Origin of the sequence: Morganella sp. B601, from assembly GCF_051172335.1 — a bacterium.
GTDB classification, from domain to species: domain Bacteria; phylum Pseudomonadota; class Gammaproteobacteria; order Enterobacterales; family Enterobacteriaceae; genus Morganella; species Morganella morganii.
Genome location: NZ_JBPIZE010000006.1, coordinates 1 through 19,157, shown reverse-complemented (window position 1 = coordinate 19,157; position 19,157 = coordinate 1). Strand labels below are relative to the sequence as shown.

General features: G+C 49.6%; 16 protein-coding genes, 2 tRNA genes, 1 rRNA gene and 1 pseudogene. 6 read left to right on the top strand and 14 right to left on the bottom strand.

The window, feature by feature from the left end; all coding sequences use genetic code 11:
* Positions 1 to 28: 28 nt before the first annotated feature.
* The 5 genes from ACSBQN_RS15430 to ACSBQN_RS15410 form a co-directional block, all read right to left on the bottom strand.
* Complete coding sequence (locus tag ACSBQN_RS15430) at positions 29 to 433, bottom strand: BON domain-containing protein (protein WP_024475058.1); 405 nt, start codon at positions 431 to 433, stop codon at positions 29 to 31.
* A 100-nt stretch (positions 434 to 533) separates the two neighbouring features.
* Positions 534 to 2,123, bottom strand: coding sequence for a peptide chain release factor 3 (prfC, locus tag ACSBQN_RS15425; protein ID WP_004237057.1), 1,590 nt, complete (start codon positions 2,121 to 2,123; stop codon positions 534 to 536).
* 124 nt (positions 2,124 to 2,247) lie between these two features.
* Positions 2,248 to 3,480: a flagellin lysine-N-methylase gene (gene fliB, locus ACSBQN_RS15420; protein WP_024475059.1), complete on the bottom strand. Its 1,233-nt coding sequence runs from the start codon at positions 3,478 to 3,480 to the stop codon at positions 2,248 to 2,250.
* Positions 3,481 to 3,594: 114 nt separating this feature from the next.
* On the bottom strand, positions 3,595 to 4,047 hold the full coding sequence (gene rimI, locus ACSBQN_RS15415) for a ribosomal protein S18-alanine N-acetyltransferase (protein WP_024475060.1): 453 nt from the start codon (positions 4,045 to 4,047) through the stop codon (positions 3,595 to 3,597).
* Complete coding sequence (locus tag ACSBQN_RS15410; RefSeq protein WP_032099229.1) at positions 4,016 to 4,426, bottom strand: DNA polymerase III subunit psi; 411 nt, start codon at positions 4,424 to 4,426, stop codon at positions 4,016 to 4,018. The genes rimI and ACSBQN_RS15410 overlap by 32 nt, the downstream gene beginning before the upstream one ends.
* Positions 4,427 to 4,517: 91 nt before the next feature.
* Here ACSBQN_RS15410 and rsmC point away from each other — a divergent pair, with 91 nt between their 5' ends.
* From rsmC to ACSBQN_RS15395, 3 genes are all read left to right on the top strand, one after another.
* The gene (rsmC, locus tag ACSBQN_RS15405) at positions 4,518 to 5,531 is read left to right on the top strand and encodes a 16S rRNA (guanine(1207)-N(2))-methyltransferase RsmC (protein ID WP_036409396.1); all 1,014 of its coding nucleotides are present in this window, start codon (positions 4,518 to 4,520) and stop codon (positions 5,529 to 5,531) included.
* Between the two features lie 102 nt (positions 5,532 to 5,633).
* Positions 5,634 to 5,720, top strand: a tRNA-Leu gene (locus tag ACSBQN_RS15400).
* A 48-nt stretch (positions 5,721 to 5,768) separates the two neighbouring features.
* A tRNA-Leu gene (locus tag ACSBQN_RS15395) sits at positions 5,769 to 5,855 on the top strand.
* A gap of 36 nt (positions 5,856 to 5,891) precedes the next feature.
* Here ACSBQN_RS15395 and ACSBQN_RS15390 read toward each other — a convergent pair.
* The 7 genes and pseudogenes from ACSBQN_RS15390 to ACSBQN_RS15360 form a co-directional block, all read right to left on the bottom strand.
* Positions 5,892 to 6,152, bottom strand: a complete 261-nt coding sequence (locus ACSBQN_RS15390; RefSeq protein WP_004237051.1) for a DUF1435 family protein — start codon at positions 6,150 to 6,152, stop codon at positions 5,892 to 5,894.
* A 179-nt stretch (positions 6,153 to 6,331) separates the two neighbouring features.
* A pseudogene (locus ACSBQN_RS15385) lies at positions 6,332 to 6,448 on the bottom strand (GNAT family N-acetyltransferase); the annotation flags it as partial.
* Between the two features lie 6 nt (positions 6,449 to 6,454).
* Positions 6,455 to 8,110, bottom strand: coding sequence for a Na/Pi cotransporter family protein (locus ACSBQN_RS15380; RefSeq protein ID WP_024475063.1), 1,656 nt, complete (start codon positions 8,108 to 8,110; stop codon positions 6,455 to 6,457).
* A 343-nt stretch (positions 8,111 to 8,453) separates the two neighbouring features.
* Complete coding sequence (phoA, locus tag ACSBQN_RS15375; RefSeq protein WP_354632966.1) at positions 8,454 to 9,890, bottom strand: alkaline phosphatase; 1,437 nt, start codon at positions 9,888 to 9,890, stop codon at positions 8,454 to 8,456.
* An 83-nt stretch (positions 9,891 to 9,973) separates the two neighbouring features.
* Positions 9,974 to 11,554 carry an alpha/beta hydrolase-fold protein gene (locus ACSBQN_RS15370; RefSeq protein WP_354632967.1) on the bottom strand — a complete coding sequence of 527 codons (1,581 nt, stop codon included), beginning with the start codon at positions 11,552 to 11,554 and terminating at the stop codon, positions 9,974 to 9,976.
* A gap of 79 nt (positions 11,555 to 11,633) precedes the next feature.
* Complete coding sequence (locus tag ACSBQN_RS15365; RefSeq protein ID WP_024475066.1) at positions 11,634 to 12,260, bottom strand: ATP-binding cassette domain-containing protein; 627 nt, start codon at positions 12,258 to 12,260, stop codon at positions 11,634 to 11,636.
* 41 nt (positions 12,261 to 12,301) lie between these two features.
* Positions 12,302 to 13,198, bottom strand: coding sequence for a LysR family transcriptional regulator (locus tag ACSBQN_RS15360; RefSeq protein WP_024475067.1), 897 nt, complete (start codon positions 13,196 to 13,198; stop codon positions 12,302 to 12,304).
* Positions 13,199 to 13,305: 107 nt separating this feature from the next.
* Here ACSBQN_RS15360 and ACSBQN_RS15355 point away from each other — a divergent pair, with 107 nt between their 5' ends.
* Positions 13,306 to 13,749, top strand: a complete 444-nt coding sequence (locus tag ACSBQN_RS15355; RefSeq protein WP_024475068.1) for a PACE efflux transporter — start codon at positions 13,306 to 13,308, stop codon at positions 13,747 to 13,749.
* Between the two features lie 60 nt (positions 13,750 to 13,809).
* Here the strand turns inward: ACSBQN_RS15355 and ACSBQN_RS15350 are convergent, their stop codons facing one another.
* Positions 13,810 to 15,840, bottom strand: coding sequence for an autotransporter outer membrane beta-barrel domain-containing protein (locus ACSBQN_RS15350; protein WP_434991733.1), 2,031 nt, complete (start codon positions 15,838 to 15,840; stop codon positions 13,810 to 13,812).
* A gap of 286 nt (positions 15,841 to 16,126) precedes the next feature.
* Here ACSBQN_RS15350 and ACSBQN_RS15345 point away from each other — a divergent pair, with 286 nt between their 5' ends.
* A complete protein-coding gene (locus ACSBQN_RS15345) occupies positions 16,127 to 18,004 on the top strand; it encodes a glycoside hydrolase family 3 protein (protein WP_201893442.1) in 1,878 nt (625 codons plus the stop codon).
* A 69-nt stretch (positions 18,005 to 18,073) separates the two neighbouring features.
* Positions 18,074 to 18,493 (top strand): lysozyme inhibitor LprI family protein, encoded by a 420-nt coding sequence (gene umoC, locus ACSBQN_RS15340; protein ID WP_036409406.1) that lies wholly within the window; start codon positions 18,074 to 18,076, stop codon positions 18,491 to 18,493.
* 589 nt (positions 18,494 to 19,082) lie between these two features.
* Here the strand turns inward: umoC and rrf are convergent.
* Positions 19,083 to 19,157 (bottom strand): 5S ribosomal RNA (gene rrf / locus ACSBQN_RS15335); the annotation flags it as partial.

Genomic DNA, 19,157 nt, shown 5'->3' with positions numbered 1-19,157 from the left:
TCTTCCCCCGGCGCAGATTACCTGCCGGTTATTTATACTGCCCGATACTGACTTCCACGGCACGAACACCGGGAACGCCTTTGGCAATATCGATGATTTTTGTACGCTGCGCATCTGTGGTGACAAATCCGGAGAGATACACAGTACCGTTAATGGTTTTCACAGCGATATCATTGCTGTCAATATCATCCGCACTCAGCAGCTGACCGCGGATTTTTGCGGTGATCGTACTGTCATCCACCAGCAGTGAGGCATCTTTTACCGCGCCGTCAAATTTCTGCTCCGCCTGCTTACCCAAATCTTCCGCAGACTGAGAAGCACTGTCCCACGCCTGGCCGGCTTTCTGGCTCAGAGATTCTTCCGCCATGGCGGATGCACTGAACAGTGTGCCGCTGACCAGCAGGACAGCCAGTGATTTCATGGTATTGCGCATTATCGTCTCCTTCTTCATTTTCATGATGAACATCATCTGTCTGTCAGTGTATCTTAACTCCGGCATAAAAAAAACGCGCCGGAGGCGCGTTCTCATACTGTCAGTGTTCGCGGGTTTTGTGGAAACTCACATCCGGATAACGTTCCGCGGTGAGATTCAGGTTCACCATGGTCGGTGCGATATACGAGAGGTTATCGCCGCCGTCGAGTGCCAGATGCAGTTCGTTTTTACGTTTGAACTCTTCCAGTTTCTTCACATCGTCACACTCCACCCAGCGGGCGGTGGAGACGTTAACCGCCTCATAAATCGCTTCGACGTTGTACTCGCTTTTCAGACGGGCAACCACCACATCAAACTGAAGCACACCCACCGCCCCGACAATCAGGTCGTTGTTGGCCAGCGGACGGAAGACCTGCACCGCGCCCTCTTCGGACAGCTGAACCAGCCCTTTGAGCAGCTGTTTCTGTTTCAGCGGATCGCGCAGACGGATACGGCGGAACAGTTCCGGTGCAAAGTTCGGGATACCGGTGAATTTCAGAATCTCACCCTGAGTGAAGGTATCACCAATCTGAATAGTGCCGTGGTTATGCAGCCCGATAATATCGCCGGGATAGGCGCAATCCACATGCGCACGATCACCGGCCATAAAGGTCAGCGCATCAGAAATCACCACGTCTTTTTTGAGACGCACCTGATGCAGTTTCATGCCTTTTTCATACACACCGGAGACAATGCGCAGGAACGCCACGCGGTCACGATGTTTAGGATCCATATTCGCCTGAATTTTAAAGACAAACCCGGTGAATTTATCTTCTTTTGCAGTCACTTCACGGACATCAGTCTGACGCGGCATCGGTGCCGGTGCCCAGGAAACCAGGCCGTCCAGCATATGATCCACCCCGAAGTTCCCCAGCGCGGTACCGAAGAAGACCGGCGTCAGTTCACCGGCGAGGAACAGCTCCTCATCAAATTCATGGGATGCGCCCTGTACCAGTTCCAGCTCATCACGCAGCTGTTTTGCCAGTTCTTCGCCGACAGCGGCATCCAGATCCGGGTTATTCAGCCCTTTTACGGTACGGACTTCCTGGATGGTATGCCCCTGCCCGGTCTGATACAGATAAGTTTCATCGCGGTACAGGTGATAAACCCCTTTGAACAGCTTACCGCAGCCGATAGGCCAGGTGATTGGCGAGCAGGCAATCTTCAGCTCGTTTTCCACTTCATCCAGTAACTCCATCGGGTCACGGATATCGCGGTCAAGTTTGTTCATAAAGGTCAGGATCGGCGTATCACGCAGACGGGTAACTTCCATCAGCTTACGGGTACGATCCTCAACCCCTTTTGCCGCATCGATCACCATCAGGCAGCAGTCCACCGCCGTCAGGGTGCGGTAGGTATCTTCGGAGAAGTCTTCGTGCCCGGGGGTATCCAGCAGGTTCACCAGGGCATCGTGATACGGGAATTGCATCACGGATGTGGTGATTGAGATCCCGCGCTGTTTTTCCATCTCCATCCAGTCAGATTTGGCGTGCTGATTCGAGCCGCGGCCTTTGACGGTACCGGCTTTCTGGATAGCCTGTCCGAACAGCAGGACTTTTTCGGTAATGGTGGTTTTACCGGCATCGGGGTGCGAAATGATCGCAAAGGTGCGGCGCTTGGCCACTTCCTGTAAAAATGCATTATTTGACATCTGGGCGTTCTTCTGGGGCTGCGAGGCAGAAACACACGGTTTCCGCCTCTGATTTCTCATTAATGGTGCTTATTTTCGCCCGGTTTGCCCCGTGAAACAACAAAAGCTTGAAAATCCGGCTCCGTCAGTTATCCAGCAGGCAGATACAAGCGATTGCATCACTCATCTGACAACGTTCCATCAGTGCCAGTAAATCTGCGTTAATATCACTCACATGCATTTTCAGTGAGAAATAGGCGCCCAGTAAAAGCTGAACATCACTCTCTTTCAGTACCCGTTCCTCCGTTACCGCCAGCGCCGCCAGATTGGTGCGCAGATAGAAATAATCCATGACCAGCAGGCTGAAGTGAGACAAGGCATTGCGGGAACCGGTAACATCACCGGCGAAATTAGCCGCATGCGGAAACTGGCTGTGATACAGCAGATAGGAAAACAGATTGCGCAGTGTGTACGGTTGATTCAGACAACTGCTCTGCTGCTGTGCTTTCCATTCTGACCGCAGACGCGCCATGTTTTCTTCCGTGCGTTCTGTGGTCTGTTGCTCATCCAGCCCCAGCTGTGTGAGCGTGTTGATATAAGTGGAAAGTAAAAAACTGCCGCTGCGGGACAGGGTCGGAATAAATTTGCCGTAAACACTTAATACTGCCGTCTGAAAACTGACCGGGTGCGGCAGTGCTCTGCGCTCTGCCGTCAGTTCCCCGTTTTCCGCTGCATTGAGCAGAAACTCATACACGCCCTGAATACGATCAAAATTCACTTCAATGTCATAATTGAGCTTACTGATAAACGTCAGTAACTGCATGACGGCATAGAGGTTATCCTCAAACTCCGGCGACGGAGCCTGCACCAGATTCAGGCACCAGAGGTACATCAGGTATTGCGGATCAGTCAGTGCCGCATCCTGCGGTGCTTTTTTCAGATACTGCTCTTCTTCCGTTAACTGCATGGCATCGGCGGAAAACAGCAACTGACGGACAACCTCCGGGCAGGAGAGTGACAAGCGCTTAAACGTCGCATTCTGATATTTTATTTCACTGCGTGGATACTCACGGCAGGTATCACTCATTGCCGAAGGCCCGAGCTTGCTGTAAACACCACACAGCCGCTTTTCTGTCAGAAACGGACACTGTTTTTCTTCCGTCAGCCGGATATACGCATAAGTACCGGCACGCTCCGATTTAAGGACATGTTCCTGAGAAATCTGTTTAATTTCAATGCTGTCAGCATTGTGATATTTTTTATAGGTTTTCTTATCAATACTGATAAACCAGTCCTGGCAGCAGTGCGACAGGCATTCAGAACCGACGCATTCAAAGCGCCGGATAAACATCGGTGTGATAATTTTATGAATAAACATGACAAGGCGTGCCTGTGATAAATGTATACCATCACAGTAACACGCAGAAAATTGCCGAAAGGGATAAAAAACCGCCGTTTTATCTGACTTATCGCTCTATTACGTTTCGCGCTATTACATTCCGAAACTCAGATAAAGCGCCATAATCACTGCATCCTCTTTACCCTGTGCCGCCGGATAATAATTCTTCCGCACAGTGACCTCATTAAAACCGAGTGATTCATACAGCGCAATCGCCGGGCTGTTGGATGCCCTGACTTCCAGCCAGAGTGTCGCAATCCCTTTTGCTGTCAGGTCTTCAATCACTTTTTCCAGTAACTGACGGCCATAACCTTTTCCCTGATGGTCAGGCGAAACCGCAATATTAAACAGAGTTGCTTCATCCAGTACCGTCTGATTGATGGCGAATCCGGCCAGTTCCCCGTCTGCTTCCAGTTTCAGGTTATGGTAACGTTCGCCGTGATTGCTGCGGAATGTGGCTTCACTCCAGGGATAAGCGTGAGCAGCCTGTTCAATACGGAATGCGGCGGCAAAATCAGCGGGAAGCAGCGGTGACAGTCTGATCATAATGATAAATTTGTGTCCATAATCCGCGTTTTGCCTGTGCATCCTGATACAGGTCGGCAAGACGGGGGGAGTGTAATGAAGGCAGTGAATCCGGCAGTTCAGCTTCCGTTCCCGGCAGCCAGCACAGGCAGTTTGTCTGCGCCGGGATACTCTGAACGTTATCCGGCGTGATGCAGTAAACATCATCCGCTGTGATATTCAGGCTGCGGAATATATCGCTGAGTAAATCACAGGTGAGATCTGCCTGCTCATCGGTTATGATCAGCAAACGTGCCGAAGCCGGGATCTGTACAGACAGTTCCCCTTTCAGGCGCTGCGGCTGACGCAGCGTCCATTGGGTGATCCCCATCTGAGCCAGCATTCTGTCTCGTCGCGTCATAATGTATCCCTGAAATAACAAACGACACTATCTTAGCAAAGCGCGCTGCCCGCGCCAATGCTGCCGAATTATGATTTACAGGAGTTAACGGATGTCCATGCTTACCCCGGCCAGTGAAGTGATTTTACGTCATGCAGACGAATTTACCGGGAGCCGTGTCCTGCTTGCCGGAGACATTCAGGACTCCCTCGCTGCACAACTTTCCGCGCAGTCAGTATATGTCAGCACCAGCCAGTATCATCAGTGGCAGGCTCTGCGTGCACCGCTGGGTGATCGCGCCGCATTTGCGCTGACCGTCAGTCCGGAAGCCGCCGCACAATGCGATACACTGATCTATTTCTGGCCGAAGAGTAAACAGGAAGCACTGTTCCAGCTGACACAGATTTTTTCCTGCCTGCCGGTTGGCAGCAATATTTTTATTGTCGGTGAAAACCGCAGTGGTGTCCGCAGCGCGGAAAAAATGACAGAGCCGTTCACAGCACTCCGTAAAATTGACAGCGCACGCCGCTGCGGCCTTTATTACGGCGAACTGACCACCCCGGCACACTTTGCCCTGAAAGAGTGGATCGGCAGTTATACCGCTGAAGGGACGCAAATCGTGACGCTGCCGGGTGTATTCAGCCAGGACAATATTGATGTCGGCAGCGCACTGCTGCTGGAATCACTGAACCAGCCGGTGACCGGCTCTCTGCTGGATATTGCCTGCGGCAGTGGTGTTATCGCGACCGTACTGGCAAAACGTAACCCGGGGCTGACCCTGACGCTCAGTGATGTCTCAGCGGCCGCCCTTGAAGCCGGACGCGAAACTCTGGCGCGGAACCAGCTGGAAGGCCGTGTAATCGCCAGTGATGTGTATTCGGATATCAGTGACCGCTATGACTGGATTGTTGCCAACCCGCCGTTCCATGACGGTCTGAACACCAGCTACAGTGCCGCACAGCGCCTTATCTCCGGTGCAAAAGCCCGTCTGAACCGCGGCGGAAAACTGTGTATCGTGGCCAACGCCTTTTTACCGTATCCGGATCTGCTGGACAGCACATTTGGTCAGCATAAGGTTCTGGCGCAAACCGGTAAATTTAAGGTCTATCTGGCTACAAATGCCTAATAAGTAAGCGAAGTCACCAATTTTGATAAAAAATTATTGACGGCGCGGATAAAACCGCTAAAATCCGCCTCCATGCTATCAGTTACAAGATAGTTCTGAATTGCGAGGGTGGCGGAATTGGTAGACGCGCTAGCTTCAGGTGTTAGTGTCCTTACGGACGTGGGGGTTCAAGTCCCCCCCTTCGCACCAATCAGATCTTATCACATATAACTGACAGCAGATTGAATGACAGTACCTGCGAGGGTGGCGGAATTGGTAGACGCGCTAGCTTCAGGTGTTAGTGTTCTTACGGACGTGGGGGTTCAAGTCCCCCCCTTCGCACCACTGTTATGACAATCTTCTGACATCACTTCCCGGATATCACATCCTCAGATGCTCGAACCAGAGCAGACTTCCCAGAACGAATGCAATCCCTGCCGGAATCAGCAGGAAATGACGCAATACGCGGTTATACAGCATCGGCATTGTCAGCAGAATCACCACCGCTAATGCAATACGGGCAGCATCCTGTTCATGCCCCTGTGATAAAAACAACACGACCGGTATCAGCGCCAGCATCATGCCACCGACCCCGGTTAACTGCTGCCAGAAAAACGATGAAAGCGGGTGTTTAATTTGCATCACAGCCACTCCTTACAATAACGAAATGAGAATCATTCCTGTTATCATAAATAATCTGCCGTCTGTTGCAACCGCTTTTTCGCATAAAATGCAAAAAAGGCGCATGATTATATACCTGAAAATCATACACCTATAATTAATGCGTCTATAAATTGAACGAATATTAATGTGTTAAATGATCAGTTCCGGAAAAGAGACACAAAATGAATATCTTCCGGTTCAAGGGCAAACAGTGCCGGGTCCGGTTTTGCGATCAGTTCACATCCCGGGTGCTGATAAAAATGCACGGTATTTTCTGCCGTTCAAGCTGTCTCGTGAGAAGTGTCATCATTTGTTGTCTCTGTTTTTATATCTGCGACACCTTCTAACACATGATAGGCCACAGAGCAAAACAGAGAGTTCAGGCGCTTCATATCCCCCAGCAGCCCGATATGTAACCGGCTGCTGCCGATGCTCTGCAGATTATTGACATGCAGCCGCTCCACATGAGCAAAAGAGTAACGCTGATTCAGCAGACGGAACCGGTGTTTTGCCCGGCGCAGCCGCCGCGCATTATCCACATCCCCGGACACAAACACTGACATCGCCAGATTCAGGTTATTCTGCAACCGCGACATCATGGTAGTCAGTTCACCGTAGCCGTCCTTCGAGAAGATACGCTGCGGATCCGCCGTCTGATTCGCCACATCGTGAGACATCCGCCCGATAATCAGGGAGGACTGCTGAAGTGACATCGCGGTATCAATCACCTCCGCCCAGCGCCGGGAATCACTCTCTCCCAGCTCGGTTTGCTGTAACTGCGCCAGATAGAGCTTGATACTGCTGTGCAGCATCTCTGCTTCTTCTTCCAGGTGGCTTATCAGCCGTTTCTGCTCACCTTTACCCGCCAGCTGGCTGTCAAAACGCTGAAGCATCTGTTCAATCACATCCCCCAGCCGCAGCGTTTCCCGCACCGCGTTAGCCAGTGCAAGAGACGGAGTATCCAGCGCGCTCTGATCCAGATAACGGGGCGCTGCGCTGTCCTCTTCCGCTTCCGGTTCGGCGATCAGCCGCTGACACAGCCGCGCCATCGGTTTCACCAGTGCCAGCATCAGCACACAGCGGAGCAGGTTATAGACCACATGGAAATAAATAACGACTTCCGCCGCCGGCAGATTGTACTGGCCGACCCAGAGCGCCAGCGGTTTCACCCACGGCAGCACCAGCACACAGCCAATCAGTTTGAACAGCATACTGCCGAGCACCACCTGACGCGCAACCGCATTCTGGCCGCGGCTGCTCAGCATGGCCAGGAACCCGCTGCCGAGATTGGAGCCGATGACGATCGCCAGACTGATATGCAGCGGCACCAGGCCGGTGGCACTCAGTGTGGCCGTCAAAAGAACCGCCGCCAGGCTGGAGTAGCTGACCATGGCAAACAGTGCGCCCACCAGCAGCGCCAGCACCGCATCCCCGCTCAGTGACGTAAAAATAGCCTGAACCGCAGAGGCCTGTGTAATCGGCTCTGCGGAAGCCACAATCAGCTGAAGCGCCAGGATAATCAGCCCCAGCCCGATACCGACCCGCCCCAGTTGCCCGGTCCGGCTCTTTTTCTGACTGAGAAACGTAGTGACCCCCGCCAGAATCAGCAGAGGTGAGAGCCAGGAGAGATCAAACGTCAGCACCCGTGCCATCAGCGCCGTCCCGACATCCGCCCCCAGCATAATCACCAGTGCGGGCGGCAGCGCTATCATGCCCTGCGCCACAAACGAGATCACCAGCAATGCGGTGGCATTACTGCTCTGCACAAGCGCAGTTACCCCCAGACCGGCGAGAAATGCCCGTGATGTTTTCCGGATGCTCTTTCCGAGCAGCCGCCGCAGATCCGCACCGAAAACACGCATAATTCCTGTCCGGACAATGTGTGTCCCCCAGACCAGCAGCGCAACCGATGAAAGAAGATGGAGTAATGTCAGCATAGTGTTTTCGTCAGCATAAGGTCCCGTTAAAACGATCAGATCAACGGTATATCACACAGGCACTGTGTCACAATGTGATAATGGTAATAAACACCGCCGCCATCAGAAGAAAAAATCGCATAAAACACACAGTTTTACGGAATACAGGATATCTGTCCCGGAGCCGGGACATCGGATAAGTATACCTTATGGTAAATATATTTCAAAAATCATCATGTTACAAAAAATAATAAAAAACCGCCGGCACAGAGTACCGGCGGCAGCCACTGCTGAAATCAGCAAAATGATGCAATCAACATGAAGAAAAGCACTTCAGAACATTGTGAATATCAGGTACCGCAGATTACTTCAGCTCCATCGCGTCCCGCATGGTGAAGAACAAATCTGTCTGATCCGTCAGACCCACCACATTCGCCGCACCCGGACCATATGCCGCCACACGCAGCTGGGCACCGGTATGCTCCTGCGAATCTGATTCCGAGTTACCGTAGTTAACTGCCATCACGCTGCCGTCTTTGGTCAGCAGTGCCTGAGTCAGACCCGGTGAGACCACATCCGCTTCAATAATCTGGCTGGAATGAGCATGGTCAGCGGTCACAATCACCAGTGTATCACCATGTTTTTTCGCGTATTCCATACCGATTTGTACCGCTTCATCCAGCGCGACAGTTTCGCCGATCTGGCCGCAGGCGTTTGCCGCGTGATCCTGTTTATCGATAGAGGCGCTTTCCACCTGTAAGAAGAAGCCGTTTTCATGATCTTTAAGCAGATCAATGGCTTTTTCAGTCATCTGAGCCAGTGTCGGGGCATTCGGATCCAGTTTTGAACTTGGTTTACACTCCACGACAGGTTTGTCGAGGTTGCCGCGGTAGGACGCTTTCGGGCCTTCCCACGCCACTTCCATATTGCCGTCACTGAATAATCCGAGCACCGGTTTATCCTGATTTACCGCTTTCACATCCGCCAGCGATTTGGCATCTTTCACAACCAGATAGCCGCGTGCCGCTGCCTGCTCTTCCAGAGTTTTCCCTGCATAGTCCCCGGCTTTGGCTGTCTGACGGAAACTCTTCGCACCGCCGCCGAGCGTGACATCCGCACGGGCATTCAGCAGTTGCTCACTGATAGAGCCTAATCCGCCGTTTTCCAGCGCATCCGCACTGCAGCGCTCTGCGGTTTCTTCCGGGCCATAGCATTTACGCTGGCTGATATGCGAGATCAGTGCGGCTGGTGTGGCATCCTGAATTTCAGATGTGGTGACATTCCCGGTCGCTTTGCCGTTTTTCTTTGCCAGCTCGAGAATGGTGGTGTTCGGTTTGCCGGTAACATCGATGCCCAGCGCACCGTTATAGGTTTTCACCCCGGAAGCCCAGGCAGTCGCAGAGGCAGCGGAGTCAGTAACATAATTCGGTTTCTGTGTTTTCTTATCGAGCGCATACGTGGTGTACTGACCGGTCAGCGGCAGGGCATCAATCCCTTTAAACACGCCACCCGCGCCTTCCGCATAGTTACGCGCCACGGTAATTTCGGAATCACCCATACCGTCGCCGATAAACAGAATCACATTTTTTGCTTTGGTCTGACCGATAGCCGCTTTCAGCGCCTCAGTCTGATCGGATGACAGACGGCGCGCACCGCCGAACTCCGTGATATTGCCTTTGGCGGCGCGCTCCTGTGCCAGAATGGCATCTGCATTCCCCGCTGCAACTGCCGGTAATGCAGAGCCTGTCAGCAGTGCCAGAACGGCAGCTGCAACCCGTGTTTTCATCGTCGCATGAAGCATGAGCAGAATCCTTGTCATTAATAAAAAGTAGTCAGTTATCAACGCAGGACAGCCTAATCCGCTCTTATGACATCAGCGTGACACTATTGTGACCTCTTTGTGTCAGTCAGATACATCAGCCCGGAATGCAGGGTTTCGCACCATGAGACATAGTCATGCCCACCCGGGCGCTCCTCACGGGTAACCTCGTAACCTTTTTCCTGTAAAACCTGATACAGCGCCCGGTTGTTATGCAAAATCCCGCCGGCACCGGCACGGGTTTCAAACACACCGGCCTCAAGGAAAAACCGCAGCGGAAGTTTGTGAGTACCTGCAAACTCGCGAATCAGCCATTCCGGCGGCTCTCCCTCCGGTGACCACCAGTAAGAGCCGGACATACTCAGCACATTGCCAAAGCGGTGAGGTAATTTCATCGCATTCCAGGAAGATGCAAGGCCGCCGTAACTGCTGCCGGAAATAATGGTCCGCCCCGCCGGAATATTAATACCCTGCTGTGCCAGCCACGGCATCAGCTCTTTATCCAGAAACTGCGGGAATTGCTCATTCGGCGGCAGCTCTTTGCCGCGCTGCTCACTGCTGATACTGTCCACCATCACCACATACAGCGGCGGGATTTCCCCGCGCTTCACCCACTGATCAATAAATGTGACGATATGATAGTTTTTGCGGTATATCTGCCCGTCAAAGAGCACCAGCAACCAGGGCTCCTCCCCCGGCTCCGGCGGGGTATACACTGCAATTTCCCGCTGGTTATTCAGGATATCGCTATGCAGCTGATGCAACGTCACCGTACCAAAAACCGGTTGTTGTCCGGGCGCCCGGAAATCACACACTCTGTTGTTATCTAAAGCAATAATGGCATGGCGATTGAATTCATCCGCCCCGTCTGCACCCGCACTCAGCGGGTTACGCGGGTCCGCCTGTGCAGTACTCAGCAGCGCTTTGCGGCGGGCGCCTTCAACGGAACGGTCAAGCTGCGGAATATCCGGGGCAATTTTATACTGACTGACAGTCTCTGCGGGAACAATGTAGGAGCGATACCAGATATCGGTATCATTCAGTCTGGCCATCGGATCATGCTGCCCGGAAGGCGCACCAAGTATGTAAGCATTCACTTTCGCACCACGCCAGAGAAACGTGATCCGCTTGTGGTGCTCGTCATACTCCTCAACCAGCGGGGTTTCTGTCACCTCCTGCCAGAAAGCCGAGGTATCACGCCCTTTAACCAGCGTTATCAGTTGCTGCAACCGCACACTGTCCACCGGCAGGGAGGTGTTTTCAGCCAGCGGCTGATACGGATAGTTAGTAAGTGCCAACTTCCATTCAGAGCCCGGTACTCCCTGTGAGGTCAGTGTCCAGGTGTCATCAAACGGTAATGTGAATGTCACAGATTGCATTTCTGTGACAGGATTGTCGGTAAGCAGCGTCCGGCGGGGTGTCATCTGACTGTCATAGAGTGACAAATCACGGATATTCTCACTTTCCGCGATCACCACCTGTTTTTCTGACAACGGCAACTGCACACAGGCCTGTCCGTTGTGATCAAATATGCCGGTAATCGTCATCGTCTGTTTTTCATCCGGGGCGGAAAGTGACTGACAGGAAGAAGAGGCCTGCGCGGAAAATGCAGAAAATGCCGCGCAGCAAAGCAAAGTTTTTTTCACGTCGCTGATCCTTCATAATCAGTAATAATTATCATTATTATTTATCAGCTTCGTATTTTTATGCCACCGGACGGAAAAGTCAAACTGCCACATCAGACAGCAGGCTCTCTTCCGGCTCCCCGGCAATCCATACCGATGTGCAGACCTTTTCCAGCAGCGCCTTATTGTGACTGAATACCACCAGCCCGAGCGGCCGTTTCTCTGATTCTTCAATCAGTACATGCCAGATCTGCGCCTGAATATGTGCATCCAGCTGCGCCGTCACCTCATCAGCGATCAGGAAACGGGTACGCGGATCTAACGCCCGCAACAGTGCGATTCTCGCCAGTTCCCCGCCGGACAACTCATCCGGACGACGTTCCAGCCAGTGAGGCTCAATGCTGAGCTTTTCCAGCCATTCCGCATCCGGTTTCCAGGCATCATATAACCCGGCACCGGTCGTGCGGTACGGATTAAAACACTTCTCAGGATGCTGCGGTACCAGCTGCACCGGACAATAGCCGGTTTTCGGTACCGGCTTGCCGTCAAGCAGCAGTTCCCCGGCATGCGGTTGCTGCCACTGTGCCAGAACCCGCCCCAGCGTTGTTTTCCCGAACCCGCTGGGTGCGGAGATCCCCAGACGCTCACCGGCATTCAACCGGAAAGAAAGGCCGTCCCACAATGTTTTTCCGCCCTGGATAACCTGTAAATCGCGGATTTCAAACATACGCTTTTCCTCTCTGCTGATTTATCCCGTTATCATAACAACTAATTTCCCTCAGACACACGGCTTTCCGTCAGCAGCCCGATGCACTCCTGAGCACCACGTTTAAGCACATCCCCTTTCCGGCTGACAATATGCACCGGCAGCACCAGACCGTTACGGGTATTGCGGAATGACAGGACTTTCAGTGTCCCGGACGCCACTTCCGCCCGGATCATCGATTCCGGCAGATTCCCCCAGCCGATACCCGCTTTAACCAGTCCCAGCGCCACCGAAAAATTATCGGTCTGCCAGGTTTTCGTCGCCATCTGTGAACGCACATCAGTGAGAGAATGATGAAGACTGGCAATAACGATTTGTTTTGCCTGTACCAAATCTTCAATATAAACAGACTGTTGTTGTGATAAAGAAGGATGCGTGGCTGAAATGGTGGCCACCAGGGCTTCATGACCGATACAGTGAAACTGCTCGCGCGGATCCACATACAGCCCGCCGAAAACCAGTGCCAGCTGGATCCGCCCCTGATGCAGCAGCGGCAGAATGTCATCCTGTGACCCGGATAAAATTTCCGTTTTCAGCAGCGGATAACGCTGATTCAGTATCTGCAGTGCAGAAAACAGGTCCTGCGGATTCACACAGGTTGCAACCCCCACCGCCAGTGTACTCTCCACATCCTGCGTCAGTTCGCGGGTAAACACATTCAGCTGATAAATTTTATCCGTTATCTCTCTGGCATACGGTGCCAGCGCCAGGGCTCTTTCTGTCGGTACCGGTGCCCTGCCCGAACGTTCAAACAGTGCAAAACCCAGTTCAGCTTCCAGATTACTGACCGCCATACTGACCGCTGACGGCACGCGGTGCAGCGCTCTTGCGGCGGCTGAAAATGATCCTTTCTCCAGCACCGTCAGAAAAAGCTGCAAATTATCACTGTTAAACGGCATATACCCTCCGGACTGTCAGAAAATCTGATAGTAGCTGACTTTTATTATCATCTCTATTGATTTACTTTCCCTGCATTCTTTACAGTAAACAGCAGCAGGATATCAATATGCAGGGTTTAAAACGAAAACTGGTCTTTATCACCGCTTATGAGCTCATCGGCTGGGTCATTTCATCAGTTGCGCTGGCCATACTCTCTGGTAATTCAGCCGGTGTGACCGGGCCGCTGGCGCTGGCAATTACCACCATCGCCGTCAGCTGGAATTTTATCTTTAATACATTGTTTGAATTCTGGGAATCCCGCCAGATTTCCCGTATCCGGACATTCCGCCGCAGATTCGTACACGCCATTCTGTTTCAGCTGACACTGGTGGTTTTCCTTATTCCGCTGATTGCATGGTGGTTATCGGTCAGTTTAATACAGGCTTTCCTGCTGGATTTTGCCCTGATTATTTTTATCCCGATCTACACATTTTTCTTTAACTGGGCGTTTGACAAACTCTTCGGAGTTCCGGCCTCCGCATTACCCCGGGAAAAAAGTACCACGCATTAATACAATGAAAACAGCCATACCAGTGACACGGTATGGCTGTTTCTTTTATCAGCATAATAATTAAAAACTGACTTTCAATCCGATATAAGCATTAATAGGTGATTCATTTTTATCACCATGGCGATAACCCAGGCTGCCGGTTATCCTGGTATCCGGCGTTAACGCAATAGTTGCACCCACCTGATATTTACCTGTTGTAGTTTCATTTCTGGCTGAAAAATCTTTTTTATTTAGTGTCACTTTATTGTTTTTCACAAACTCATGTGAAACACCGATATTCACAAAAGGACTGATTTTAATATCATCAATGTGTGTATCCATACTGAGGCGTGAACCTATTTCACCGTTCACACTGTCACTGTTATGCGCATGAATATCCATTCCGTTTGATAACTGATATTTTGCCTCACTGAAACGGCTGTAATCGATCCGCCCGTAAGGTGTCAGACTAATTTCCGGTGTAATATGCAGTTTCTTTCCGGCTTCCGCACTGACGGTCAGCGCATTTTGCTTAAATGAGCCGTCAACTGCTCCGCCACCACAGCTTTGAGTACTAACACGATTTTTAAAATGCGAGCCTTTCAGCATACCGGCGATATACCAATCCTGATATTGCCAGTGGGTATATCCGCCGATAGCAAAACTGTCCGTATTTCCCTGCCCAGGCGCATAATCAAATGTCGATCGGGTTTTCCCTGCGCTGGTAAATAAACCGAATGCAATATCACCGTAACGCGCTTTATTGACTTTATCGTAACCGATTTCCAGAATATTCAGGTGATTTCTGAATGCACGGCTTTTACTGTCACTGAACTTTGCATTGTCATAACGGTAATTTGCCCACATCCCGTATTTTTTATCTGACAAACTGTCTGTAATATGACGACGTGACGGGCCTGATATATTCTCACTGCGCAATATCTGACGATTCACCGATGCCATTGATAACCCGACCAGTGCACTGTTGGATAGCACATCCCGGAGCTCAGGCGTACTGGTATCATTAGTAACATCTTTTCCGGTTTCCGTATCAATTTCCTGAACATATTTATCGTCTTTATCTATTTCAGGTTCATCTTGTATCTCTCCATCAGGATCGATATCCGGATAGGGTATATGATCTGCTTTGGTTGCCAAATACCAGGTTGATTTTCCGTTACTTTTTATACCTTTGATTAAACGGTATTTATAAAGTCCCAGATCGACCACACCATTATTTCCGGCGAGTTTAAATTCAGCATTTCCCTGATTAATTTCAATCAGCTCTACGGTTTCATCCGGGTCAATGATATTTTTTCCGGTATCATAAACATTAACCTTAAAATCACCGGTTGCATTATTTGTCACCACTAATTTATCACTGATATCATCGGCAATCTGAGAGTGAAATGAAAACACCCCCTGACCACTGAGGTTTTTTACGACTAGCTCATTAAATATTGCATTCGTACCGTCTATTTTTGGTTTCAGGCTGACTGAGCCATGATCTAAATAAAGATCATCAATATTGACGACCTGAAAATAGCTTGCCGAATCAACGGTAATCTCCCGATTTTCCCATTGGAAATTAGAAAATTCATTTACATTCTCTGTCGACATATCCTGAATAAAAAGATTTCCGGCAAGATTCATATGCTCTATTATGGTATTTTTACCACTGCCATAAAAATCATCATTATCCAGAACAACAAATGCCTGTCGTTCAACATTCATATCACCGGTGCTTTTTCCGCCGGTGTGAAAACGTAAAACACCCATTTCTTTTACGGATGTATTACTGACAATTCCGTCTTCATGAACATTCACATTTCCTTTACCGATAATTTGTGTATCCACCGCTTTTCCGCCGGCGAACACATTAACTTCGCCGTCACGCCCAGCAGGAAGATATAAATTCTGACGACTTCCGCTATTCAGCTCAGAAGCCGTTCTGGGAGATCCCACTTTAGCTTTATCCAGTATACCGCCATCATTCACATCAACAGTTCCGAGGTCAAATATCCAGCTGTTGACTGATTTCCCGTCCTGGCCAATAGTCTGCTTCCCGGCATCACCTGAGCCCGGTTTAATACCGACCTGGTTATCAGTCACTGTCCGGTTAGTAACATCCTTTTCATACTGATAGGTTATCGCCGCTGACGCTGTCATTGAGTTCACTAAAAGTACGCCGCAGATTGCATTTGCCAGTGCTGTTTTTTGCATCATTTTTTGATTTCCTTATTCGTCCGTTATATCCTGCTGACAAACGGAAATTAGAGCAAAAATTCACCGGGTGGTGCTATCAGAATGAAAAAAATTATTAGTAGTCTGATAACTCTGAAAATAAAAATAACCGGCCACAATAAACAGCTGAAAAAATCATGAAAAGGATGTCATTATGAAAAAAACATTGCTGTTATTTATATTATTCAGTTTTCAAATTATCGCAGCACCACTGACTCCTTCAGATATCGATGCACTGAAAAAAGAACCGGAAAGGGCAGCAGAAAACATTGTTGCATCCATGACTCAGACAGAAAAAATTGGTCAGCTGATGATGCTTGATTTTCGCTATTGGGATATATTCCGGAGTCCGGTTCCTGTTCCCGTGATCAATATAAATAGTGATATCAAAGATATTATCTATCGTTACCAGTTAGGTGGCGTTGTATTATTCAGAGAAAATTTAATTGATACACCCCAGACAGTAAAACTGATCAATGATATTCAGTCTTCCCGTTACCATCTTCCGTTATTTATCAGTATTGATCAGGAAGGTGGCTATATAACCCGGCTGCGGGTTGGTACAGAAATGCCCGGAAATATGGCTCTCGGAGCTACCCGTGATCCGAATTCAGCAAGATTAACCGGTGAAATTCATGGCAGTGAGTTATCTGCACTGGGGTTTAATATGAATTTTGGCCCGGTTGTGGATATCAATAATAATCAAAATAATCCGGTCATTGGTGTACGGGCGTATTCTGACAGAAAAGAGCTGACAGAAATCCTGTCAGCCGCCTATATCAGTGGTATTCATCAGTACGGGCTTATCACTGCTCTTAAACATTTCCCAGGACACGGCAATGTTTCTGCAGATTCACATGTCGCCCTTCCGGTTGTCGCATCAGATGAAAAAACCTGGCGGCAAACTGAACTGCCGCCATTTATTTATGCGCTGCAACATGGTGCAGATGCGGTTATGACTGCACATATTATTGTCCCGGCACTGGATGACACAAAAATAAAAACCCGTGACGGTTCAGAAGCAGGTACGCCAGCCACATTATCCAAACCTGTCCTGACAGGCATATTACGCAAAGAACTTCACTTTCAGGGGCTGATAATTACGGATGCCATGGATATGAAAGCTATCACTGATAATTTTGAGATCAATTTTGCCGTTGAACACGCTCTGTCTGCAGGCGCAGATATTATCCTGATGCCGGTAAAAATGTGGGATAAAGAAGCGGTTAAGCGCCTTGATAATTTATATCGTTATCTGGATGAACAGGCACAGAAAAACCCGGAACTGCAGCAACGTATTGATGAATCCGCAAAACGGGTGGTTCTGATGAAACTGAATAAAGCCATCAGCGGAGCACCGGCAGATCCGGTGAAGGCACAAAAAATTGTCGCTTCAGCACAGCATAAAAACCAGGAAAATAAAATTTCAGAACAGGCTGTTACTATTATAAAAAATGACGGCATCCTGCCTTATCAACTGAAACCGGAGAATAAAATTCTGGTAATCTCCGATGAATATCCCCGTAATCAGTTAATTAAAAAACATCTGAATGATATTGCACGGGAAACGGAAACCCGTATTCATGTCACTGCACAAAAAATAAAAACCGATAAGAAAACGCTCTCCGAAAAGAAAGTCAGCACCATGATCAGCGGGCAGGATATTATTTTACTGGTCACTTACAACCTGCGGGAACGTGATACAAATGCACAATTTATCATCAACTCCGCCAATGATGCAGGCATTCCCTTAGTCGTAATATCTTCACGGGATCCATACGATATTGCGAGTCTGAGTAATGTAAAAGCCAATATTGCTATCTATGGTATTACCGGATTTGATATTACAAATGGTCAGCGTAACGCACTGGAAACCAATATCCGGAGCGGCTTACGGACATTATTCTCTGGTAAAAATGCCCGCCCGCTTAATTATCCCGCCGGACGGTTACCCGCAGACATTAAAGACCCGGAAAGTGGTATTATTTTATACCCTTATGGCACAGGGGAAACCTATGATAAGCAGGATTAAAAATACATCTGCCGGAATCTTTATCTGTCAGCCGGACTGCAACGAACAGGATTAAAATAAGGAGTAAGCATGAATTTATCCCGCACTGCTGTAATACTGGGTATCGCCGGTCTGAGCATCAGCTTTTCCGCTGTAACGGTGGCGAAAGAGAAAGGATTAAGTCCGCTGGAGCAATGCTATCAGTCTGCCGGGGATGCACCACGGACAAAAATTGCAGGCTGCCTGGATGCAAAACTGAATGCCGCAAATACCCGGCTGAATACGATTCAGGCACAGAAAAAACAGGAAATTGCATCACTCCATTCAGCCGGAAGTGAAAAAGCTATTCAGTCACTGAATCTGTCACACTCCGCCTTTATCACTTTCCGCGATGCTGAGTGCCGGTATCGCTATGATGCAACACTCGGCGGTAGTGGTGCCGGCGATATCATGAAAGCCTGCCAAATTGATCTGACAAATTGGCGGATAAAACAACTACAGGAAAATTAATTCACAGAAAAATAGCAGATAACGTTATTCCGGCCCGGGAATACCGGCCTGAGCATTTAAACCACAGACCTTATTAACCTGCCGTTTTTCTTCACTGATTTCATAAACCTATCCTGCAGATATCATTCCGGCAATATTTGATGATAAAGGCATCGTTATGATGACAGATAAAATACAAACGGAAGTATTTTTCTGGTCGCAGTCAGAGTCCGGGAAGGCGATTAATCATCTGATCTTTTTGTATTCGCAGGGATAAAGAGACGGCAAAGATATCTTTATAAATACCACTCTGGTCTGCCCGGCCTGTTTGCCGGGAAACCATACCGATGAGCAGATGCGGACAGCTCATTGCCGCATTGCCGTATTTGCAGCTGCTGCATGAGCCCCCCCCCCCCCGGAAGAGTGTGACCACAGGATAGTGCGTTCTGAGTTTCCCGGTTACCGGGAATTGCTCAGAGAGTCTGGTATCTGGTACATGGTGGCTTTTTTAATAAAAGGATATCCGGAGAGAAGTGGGTTCAGAATAGTTTTTCTTTTCCCCCAAAACGCAAAAAAGCCACCCAATGGGTGGCTTCTTCACTTAATAATAACCTGGCGGTTCCCTACTCTCACATGGGGAGACCCCACACTACCATCGGCGCTACGGCGTTTCACTTCTGAGTTC

Excerpts from the sequence above, each read along its gene's own strand:
- ACSBQN_RS15430 (WP_024475058.1), bottom strand. The coding sequence starts at position 433 with ATGCGCAATACCATGAAATCACTGGCTGTCCTGCTGGTCAGCGGCACA.
- prfC (WP_004237057.1), bottom strand. The coding sequence starts at position 2,123 with ATGTCAAATAATGCATTTTTACAGGAAGTGGCCAAGCGCCGCACCTTT.
- fliB (WP_024475059.1), bottom strand. The coding sequence starts at position 3,480 with ATGTTTATTCATAAAATTATCACACCGATGTTTATCCGGCGCTTTGAA.
- rimI (WP_024475060.1), bottom strand. The coding sequence starts at position 4,047 with ATGATCAGACTGTCACCGCTGCTTCCCGCTGATTTTGCCGCCGCATTC.
- ACSBQN_RS15410 (WP_032099229.1), bottom strand. The coding sequence starts at position 4,426 with ATGACGCGACGAGACAGAATGCTGGCTCAGATGGGGATCACCCAATGG.
- rsmC (WP_036409396.1), top strand. The coding sequence starts at position 4,518 with ATGTCCATGCTTACCCCGGCCAGTGAAGTGATTTTACGTCATGCAGAC.
- ACSBQN_RS15390 (WP_004237051.1), bottom strand. The coding sequence starts at position 6,152 with ATGCAAATTAAACACCCGCTTTCATCGTTTTTCTGGCAGCAGTTAACC.
- ACSBQN_RS15380 (WP_024475063.1), bottom strand. The coding sequence starts at position 8,110 with ATGCTGACATTACTCCATCTTCTTTCATCGGTTGCGCTGCTGGTCTGG.
- phoA (WP_354632966.1), bottom strand. The coding sequence starts at position 9,890 with ATGCTTCATGCGACGATGAAAACACGGGTTGCAGCTGCCGTTCTGGCA.
- ACSBQN_RS15365 (WP_024475066.1), bottom strand. The coding sequence starts at position 12,260 with ATGTTTGAAATCCGCGATTTACAGGTTATCCAGGGCGGAAAAACATTG.
- ACSBQN_RS15360 (WP_024475067.1), bottom strand. The coding sequence starts at position 13,198 with ATGCCGTTTAACAGTGATAATTTGCAGCTTTTTCTGACGGTGCTGGAG.
- ACSBQN_RS15355 (WP_024475068.1), top strand. The coding sequence starts at position 13,306 with ATGCAGGGTTTAAAACGAAAACTGGTCTTTATCACCGCTTATGAGCTC.
- ACSBQN_RS15345 (WP_201893442.1), top strand. The coding sequence starts at position 16,127 with ATGAAAAAAACATTGCTGTTATTTATATTATTCAGTTTTCAAATTATC.
- umoC (WP_036409406.1), top strand. The coding sequence starts at position 18,074 with ATGAATTTATCCCGCACTGCTGTAATACTGGGTATCGCCGGTCTGAGC.